Genomic DNA, 6,416 nt, shown 5'->3' with positions numbered 1-6,416 from the left:
CTTCTTGACGTGCTGGCTGTGGCTGACCGGGGCGACGAAGGTGGCATCCGATGTCGAAACGATGGCGATGTCCTTCATGCCGATCGCCGACAGCAGGCGGCCATCACTGCGAATGTAGGAATTCTCGCAATCGATAGCGACGACATCGCCGATGATGACATTGCCCCGGTCGTCGGCGGGGCCGACATCGAGCAGCGACTGCCAGGAGCCGAGATCGTTCCAGCGGAAGCCGGCCGGCACCATGGCGATGTCTTTTGCCCGCTCCATGATGGCGTAGTCGATCGAGTTCGACGGAATGGCGGCGTAGAGTTCTAGCGGCATGTAAAGGCCGGACAGATCCGATGTCGCTGCCCTGTAAGCTGCTTCGGTGGCCAGCCAGATATCCGGCTGGAACGCTATGAAGGCATCACGCATGGCGACGGCGCGAAACAGGAAGATACCGGTGTTCCAGTAGAAATTTCCGGCCTTGAGATAGCTTTGCGCAGTCTCAATATCCGGCTTTTCGACGAAGCGCGACACATCGAAGGTGCCGCCGCTTTCGGCCGCGACCTCGATATAGCCGTAGCCGGTCTCGGGCTGTGTCGGCTTGATGCCGAACACCACCAGCCGTCCACTGCGCGCTGCCTCGGTGCCGGCTTCGACGCTCTGCCAGAATTGGCGCGGGGTCGATATCTCATGATCCGACGGCACCACCAGCACCAGGCTGTCACCGAATTCGGACAGCGTGCGCAGCGTCGCCAGTGCGACGGCGGCGGCTGTGTTGCGCCCGGTCGGCTCGAACAGCGGACCGCCGCCGGCGAGGTCGAGACCAGCAAGATCGGCGTGAACGCGATCAGCATGGCGCTCCGCGGCGATCAGGAAGATCGGCGTTTCGCCTTCCGGCCGGGCCGTCAGCCGACGCAAGGTCTTGGCCAGCATCGAGCCATCGCCGGACAGATCGTGGAACTGCTTGGGGTTGTCCTCGCGCGACAGCGGCCACAACCTCGAGCCGACGCCGCCGCTCATGACAAAACTGACAATCCGCTCGGTCATTCAACTACCATTCAAAAGGTCTGGTTGTAGGCGCCCACCTCGGGGCTGCGGCGCAGCACGGCGTCGACAGCCTCGAACATCTCCCGTCGACGCTGCGACGACACCGGGCTTTCGACCACCACGACCAGTTCCGGTTTGTTCGATGAGGCGCGCACCAGCCCCCAGGTGCCGTCGTCGGCGACGACGCGCACGCCGTTGACGGTGATGAGGTCTGCGATCTTCTGGCCGGCGAAAACCATTCCATCCCGTTTCATGGTCTGAAAATCGGCAACCACCCGTTCGACCACGCCATACTTCACCTCGTCCGCGCAGTGAGGCGACATGGTCGGCGTGCCGAAGGTCAGCGGCAGCGCGCGATAAAGATCGGCCATCGAACTGCCCGGGCTGCGATCCAGCATTAGGCAGATGGCGATGGCGGTGACCAGCCCGTCGTCATATCCGCGTCCGATCGGCGGATTGAAAAAGAAATGACCTGACTTTTCGAAACCGGCGACAGCACCGAGTTCGGCGACGCGGCGTTTGATGTAGGAATGGCCGGTTTTCCAATAGTCAGTGACGGCGCCATTGGCGCGCAGCATTGCGTCGGTATGGAACAGGCCGGTCGATTTGACGTCGACGACGAAGGTCGAGTTGGGATGCTGGCTGGAAATATCCCTTGCCAGCATCACACCGACCTTGTCGGCAAAAATTTCATTGCCTTCATTGTCGACGACACCGCAGCGGTCGCCATCGCCGTCGAAGCCAAGGCCGATGTCGGCGCCTGATGCCAGCACCTTGTCCCGGATGGCATGCAGCATCCGCATATCCTCGGGATTGGGATTGTAGCGCGGAAATGTATGGTCGAGTTCGACGTCGAGCGCGATGACCTCGCAGCCGATGCGCTGCAACGCTTGCGGCGCGAAGGCGCCGGCAGTGCCATTGCCGCAGGCTGCGACCACTTTCAGCTTTCGGGCGATGCGCTTGTCGCGGGTCAGATCGTCGAGATAGGTCGCGCGAAAATCGCGGATGAAATCGTAGGAGCCGCCGCCGACGAGATCGAAATCACCAGCCAGCACGATCGCCTTCAGCGCGCTCATCTCTTCCGGGCCGAAGGTCAGCGGCCGCGCAGCACCCATCTTGACGCCAGTCCAGCCATTTTCGTTGTGCGAAGCGGTGACCATGGCGACCGAGGGCGTATCCAAAGCGAACTGGGCGAAATACGCCATCGGCGACAACGCCAGTCCGATGTCCCTCACCCGTGCGCCTGCGGCCATCAAACCGGACACCAGGGCCAGTTTGATCGACAGCGAATAGGAGCGGAAATCATGCCCGGTGACGATATCGGGACCGGCGCCGAGACGGCGGATCAGCGTACCAAGCCCCATGCCGAGCGCCTGGACGCCGATCAGATTGAGTTCCGGTCGTTGCGCGGAGCCGGGATGGCCGAACCACCAGCGCGCATCATATTCGCGAAAGCCGGATGGCTTGATCAGCGCTTCGGTTTCGAATTCGAAACTGTTGGGCCGGGCGTCGCCAACGATGCTGAAGGACAAGACTGGAAACTCCGAATGGCAGAAATTACGAATTGTCGAGGGCTGCGGCTTAGCACACAAGGCTTTAGGCCACGTTTATTCCGGAAGGGAATCCGGGCCTTTCGGGCAATGCTCGACGAAAGCCGACGAAATGCGACAGAAGTGCCGCCGTGCCGCTTGCAGGAACCAAGTGTGGCGGCTATAAGCCCGCGGTCTGGTCACGGAGTGTAGCGCAGCCTGGTAGCGCACCTCGTTCGGGACGAGGGGGTCGCAGGTTCAAATCCTGCCACTCCGACCAGAAAAAACAAAGAGTTAGCGCATCCCGACTTCGGCGCTCCACCTGCCCCTCAAGCGAGACTACTCGCGTCCCCGTCAGTCGGATGGCGAATTTCTATTCGCCGTGCCTCTGTGACTCGACCGACAGCGATGCCTGTTGCACTGGACAGTAACCAGACGGTCCAACCGGCCGCCTGATGTTTTCATGCGTGCGCTCGCGGACAGCTTCTGGAAAGATCCTGACGGATACGCGCGTCTCCGCTCAGCGGAGGCCAAAAAAGCTCAAGATCGCTATCACGATGACTACAGCTCCAACGAGCCAAATGATGTTGTTCATGATCTCTCTCCTGTTGCCTGGGGAAGCCCGCGCCTCTGGCGGAGAACGCGGGCCGACCAGCCTTTGCCGACTGATCTGCAGCAGACACCAAATCGTGATCCCGGCTGCGAGAATAAACCATCAGGCACGCCTAATGTTCCGTCGTGCGTCCTATGATCATAGGCGCCGGCATCATCACCACGACAGCGCTGTCGTGACAGGTTCCGTCCTCACCCATCGGCACCATCCCGTGGTGATCGAACGACGGGTACCGACGCTGGGATCCGGCCCCGATTCTTGATGGGAGTCGGGTCTTGATGGGAGTGGGGCCACGAGAGGCCTTTGGCACGCATCCCAATCACGCCCGCAACCAGACTTAAGTCCAGCCCCTGCCCGACCGAAGTCCAGGTTGGAAACGCTTGCCCTTGCCCCAAATTCGGGTGGTGGGCGAAAAATGATCAATGAAAAACTAAAGAGCAGCAGCATGTCGAACCGTGAGACCAAGAAATCCCATGCCCTGGGCATGCGCATGACAGAGATCAAGGCCAGGATGCAGGAAGCCCAGATTACCGAAGACGAGATGAAGACCTTCCAGAAGGTCGCGGCCATCATGGAGGGCGACGAGGGCCGAATCGAGGTTGACGACCTGATTGCCGCGTCATTCCTCACCGACACGACGCTGAACAGCCAGAAGCGTTAAGCGACCATGCCGACGATTAGCAGACTTTTTGATTCCCCCGCCGATGCGGCGCGGGTCGCCAGCGACTTGGTGGCGGCCGGAATTCCTCGCGTACAGATCGCCATCATCGGGCCTTACAATAACGAGGCGGGATTTCTTAGGGTTTCCGCTTTGGGATCGTTACTTGGCGCTGCCGCCGGCGTGTTGGCCTGCCTGAGCGCCGTTGCGGCCTATGGCACCAATCCTGTTGCTGCGAGCGTGTTGCCAGCAGCGGTGGCGGGCGCGGTCTGCGGCGGCGTTGCCGGCGGTCTGCTTGGAACATTCGCCATGACAGCCATAGAGGCGGATGGTCAGGACGTTGCCGAGGGGGTGGTTCTGGTGACGGCGCATGTCGATGAAAATGACGCCGACATCGCTCAGGCAGTGCTCGGCGGTCGTCCCCCGTCGACGTTCGTGGCTGAAGCAGCGTAGGAAAGGCCCGCCCGACGTTGCCGAGACGCGCTCTCTGCGTTCACCAGTGATTGAACCCAACACGCGCCAGATAGCAATTCGAGTGGCAGAGAATGTTCCTGCGCCGGACGCAAAGCTGGCCGGTAGCAGGTTTCTTCGCGGGCCGCATATTTTGACGAAAAGGTCCGTCGGCTTTAGGGTTGATGGACCTGATGGAGTCAGCGAAACGGCGGGCCGAGTGCGACATGAATTTGAATTCAACCACAGCCCCGCCCTTGATTCTTGTGATGACGCTGGTTCTCTTCGCTGGCTGTTCATCGCTCGGCAGAACCGTCGATGCAGCGAAATACGATTCGATGACGTGCACCGACCTCAACAGGGCGATGGGAGACGTCGCCCGTGACATCTCGCAAACGGCAATCACGCGCGGCAAGGTGGCCAACACCAATGTTCCACGCTGGCTGCTCGGCGGCTCACGCGTGAAGACCGCGGTAGCCAACCGTGAAACAGCCAGGATCGACCGGCTTAAGCAGCAACAGGATGCCATTGCCGCTGTGCGAGCACGCAAGTGCCTCAGGTCCGCGAATTGAGCGGACAGCCAATGCCTCGGTGCGGAGCCCGGTTCAGGCGCTCAGGCGAAATCGCGTCACGTCGATCGCCGCGGCCATCAGCGTCTGTGTGTAGGCGTGCCGCGGATCGATGAAGATCGCCTCAGTCGGCCCTTCCTCGACGATCTTGCCCTGTTTCATGACGATGATGTAGTCGGCCATGGCGCGCACGACCGACAGATCGTGGCTGATGAAGAGATAGGACAATTCGTGGTCCGCCTGCAGCTTGCGCAGCAGTTCGACGATCTGTTTCTGCACAGAGCGATCGAGCGCTGAGGTCGGCTCATCCAATACCACCAGCCTGGGCTTCAGGATCATGGCGCGAGCAATGGCGATGCGCTGCCGCTGGCCGCCGGAGAATTCGTGCGGGTAGCGATTGCGTGCGTTGGGGTCGAGGCCGACCTCGCGCAAGGCGTCGACCGCGCGTTGATCACGCTGCTTGCCCGAAAGATCAGGCTCATGCACCAGAAGTCCTTCGGTGATGACCTGGCCGACGGTCATGCGCGGCGACAGCGAGCCGAACGGGTCCTGGAAGACGAGCTGCATCTGGCGCCGCAGCGGCCGCATCGCCTGCCTGTCGGCTTGGGAAATGTCGCGATCGCCGAAGCGGATAATTCCGTCGCTCGGCAACAGCCGCAGCAAGGCGCGGCCGAGCGTCGACTTGCCCGAGCCGGATTCACCAACGATGCCGATGGTCTGGTTTCGCTGCAGCCGGATCGAGATGTGATCGACGGCACGCAGCATCAGCGGTTCACCAGCAAGAAACCCGCCGCCAATCCTGAACGTCACTTCGACATTTCTGCCTTCGAGCAGCACCGGAGCATTGGCGGGCGGCGGCGCCTTGCTGCCGGTCGGCTCGGCCGCCAGCAGCATTTTCGTGTAGGCATGCTGGGGATTGACGAAGATGGCCTCCGCCTCCCCCTCCTCGACAACCTCGCCTTGGCGCATGACATAGACCCGGTCGGCAAAGCGGCGGACGATGCCAAGATCGTGGGTGATGAAGACGATCGCCATGCCGAGCTTGCGCTGCAATTCGGCCAGAAGCATCAGGATCTGCGCCTGGATGGTCACGTCGAGCGCCGTCGTCGGCTCGTCGGCGATCAATATGTCAGGGTCGTTGGCGAGCGCCATCGCGATCATCACACGCTGGCGCTGGCCACCTGACATTTCATGCGGATAGGATTTCATCCGCCGCTCGGGATCGGGAATATGCACCAGCCGCAGCAGCTTGAGCGCCTCTTCCCGCGCCTCGGCGGCATTCAGGCCCCGGTGCCGGCGGATCGGCTCGATCAACTGATTGCCGATCGAATAGAGCGGATCGAGCGAAGTCATCGGCTCCTGAAAGATCATGCTGATCTTGCGGCCACGAACCTGGTTGAGCTCGGATTTGCTGAGCGTCAGAAGATTGCGGCCGCGATAATCGACGCTGCCTGTCGCTTCGCCGTTCGATGCCAGCAGGCTCATCGCCGCCATCATCGTCTGGCTTTTGCCGGACCCGGATTCGCCAACCACGGCAACGGTCTCGCCCGCATTGACGTGGATGC

General features: G+C 61.4%; 6 protein-coding genes and 1 tRNA gene. 4 read left to right on the top strand and 3 right to left on the bottom strand.

Annotation, left to right across the window (positions count from 1 at the left end):
- Nucleotides 1-1,032, bottom strand: a 1,032-nt coding sequence (locus EN750_RS13695; RefSeq protein ID WP_148669941.1) for a mannose-1-phosphate guanylyltransferase, incomplete at its 3' end; no start/stop codon positions are given.
- 11 nt (nt 1,033-1,043) lie between these two features.
- Nucleotides 1,044-2,564 carry a phosphomannomutase/phosphoglucomutase gene (locus EN750_RS13690; protein WP_127396722.1) on the bottom strand — a complete coding sequence of 507 codons (1,521 nt, stop codon included), beginning with the start codon at nt 2,562-2,564 and terminating at the stop codon, nt 1,044-1,046.
- A gap of 200 nt (nt 2,565-2,764) precedes the next feature.
- On the opposite strand from EN750_RS13690, the gene EN750_RS13685 reads away from it, so the two are divergent.
- The 4 genes from EN750_RS13685 to EN750_RS13670 all read left to right on the top strand — a co-directional run bounded on the left by EN750_RS13685 (nt 2,765) and on the right by EN750_RS13670 (nt 4,854).
- Nucleotides 2,765-2,841 (top strand) — tRNA-Pro (locus EN750_RS13685).
- 778 nt (nt 2,842-3,619) lie between these two features.
- Nucleotides 3,620-3,835 carry a hypothetical protein gene (locus EN750_RS13680; RefSeq protein WP_164874012.1) on the top strand — a complete coding sequence of 72 codons (216 nt, stop codon included), beginning with the start codon at nt 3,620-3,622 and terminating at the stop codon, nt 3,833-3,835.
- A gap of 6 nt (nt 3,836-3,841) precedes the next feature.
- Nucleotides 3,842-4,285: a hypothetical protein gene (locus EN750_RS40700; RefSeq protein ID WP_245481754.1), complete on the top strand. Its 444-nt coding sequence runs from the start codon at nt 3,842-3,844 to the stop codon at nt 4,283-4,285.
- A gap of 224 nt (nt 4,286-4,509) precedes the next feature.
- Nucleotides 4,510-4,854, top strand: coding sequence for a hypothetical protein (locus EN750_RS13670; protein ID WP_127396723.1), 345 nt, complete (start codon nt 4,510-4,512; stop codon nt 4,852-4,854).
- Nucleotides 4,855-4,887: 33 nt separating this feature from the next.
- Here EN750_RS13670 and EN750_RS13665 read toward each other — a convergent pair.
- A partial coding sequence (locus EN750_RS13665) for an ABC transporter ATP-binding protein (RefSeq protein WP_145967631.1) occupies nt 4,888-6,416 on the bottom strand: 1,529 nt, incomplete at its 5' end.

Origin of the sequence: Mesorhizobium sp. M7A.F.Ca.ET.027.03.2.1 (genome assembly GCF_003999175.1) — a bacterium.
GTDB lineage: Bacteria > Pseudomonadota > Alphaproteobacteria > Rhizobiales > Rhizobiaceae > Mesorhizobium.
This window is presented reverse-complemented; position numbering and strand designations above follow the sequence as displayed.